Source organism: Candidatus Halobonum tyrrellensis G22, from assembly GCF_000495475.1.
Lineage (GTDB): Archaea > Halobacteriota > Halobacteria > Halobacteriales > Haloferacaceae > Halobonum > Halobonum tyrrellense.
The window spans coordinates 1-667 of sequence record NZ_ASGZ01000071.1; the positions used below are offsets into that span (position 1 = coordinate 1).

A 667-nucleotide genomic window follows, 5' to 3' on the forward strand; every position below is an offset into this window, starting at 1 on the left:
GATCGCGCACGGCTCGCAACTCATCGGTCGGCACCTCCCTCGACCGCGTCCGCCGCCCGGTGCGTCAGTCGCGCGCAGATGTCGTCCGCGTCGACCCACGCGGGCACCTCCCGGTCGCCGGCGAGGAACGCCGCCGCGTGGACGTGCTTGCACCGGCCGCCGGGTGCGTTGTACTCGCTGTCCGGGCAGTCGCACCGGCCCGCCTCGAGGTCGACCGCCCGCGGCGTCCCGTCCTCGGAGTAGACCGTGAACAGGCCCGCGCCGTCGCGCACGTCGACGGTCAGGTACTCGGTGAGCGCGCGCCGCTCGCGGTCGGTCAGCGTCTCGATCGCGGCGCCCTGCTCGGCCGCGTCGGAGGCGGCCGCCATCACCGACCACCCTCCCGGTTCGCGCACCAGCACTCGAAGCAGGCCATCTCCCCGTCGGCGAAGAACCGGAGGTCGACCCCGTGCGGGCACTCGGTCGGGTAGTCGTCCGCGTCCGCGGCCGCGTCGTCGTCCTCGGGCGCGTCGTAGTTGGCGAGCGTCGCGTCGGTACCGTTTTGAGTCGGCGTCGTGTTCTCGGACATGGCTTCTGGAATCCTTGGAAGCTGGCCTTCGGTGTCTCTAGCACCGGGGGCGAACCTACGCCCCGAGCGGGCCGCCTTCCGTACCTATTGCTACGAGCC

The 667-nt window shown here is 72.1% G+C and carries 2 protein-coding genes; both read right to left on the bottom strand.

Features of this window, described 5'->3' with window-relative positions; genetic code table 11:
* Nucleotides 1–20: 20 nt before the first annotated feature.
* The gene (locus tag K933_RS17200; RefSeq protein WP_023396037.1) at nt 21–368 is read right to left on the bottom strand and encodes an SWIM zinc finger family protein; all 348 of its coding nucleotides are present in this window, start codon (nt 366–368) and stop codon (nt 21–23) included.
* Nucleotides 368–568 (bottom strand): hypothetical protein, encoded by a 201-nt coding sequence (locus K933_RS17205; RefSeq protein ID WP_023396038.1) that lies wholly within the window; start codon nt 566–568, stop codon nt 368–370. Before K933_RS17205 ends, K933_RS17200 begins: the two co-directional genes overlap by 1 nt.
* Nucleotides 569–667 lie beyond the last annotated feature (99 nt).

What these genes read in the sequence shown, in the direction of transcription:
- K933_RS17205 (WP_023396038.1), bottom strand. Translation starts at nt 568, where the DNA reads ATGTCCGAGAACACGACGCCGACTCAAAACGGTACCGACGCGACGCTC.
- K933_RS17200 (WP_023396037.1), bottom strand. Translation starts at nt 368, where the DNA reads ATGGCGGCCGCCTCCGACGCGGCCGAGCAGGGCGCCGCGATCGAGACG.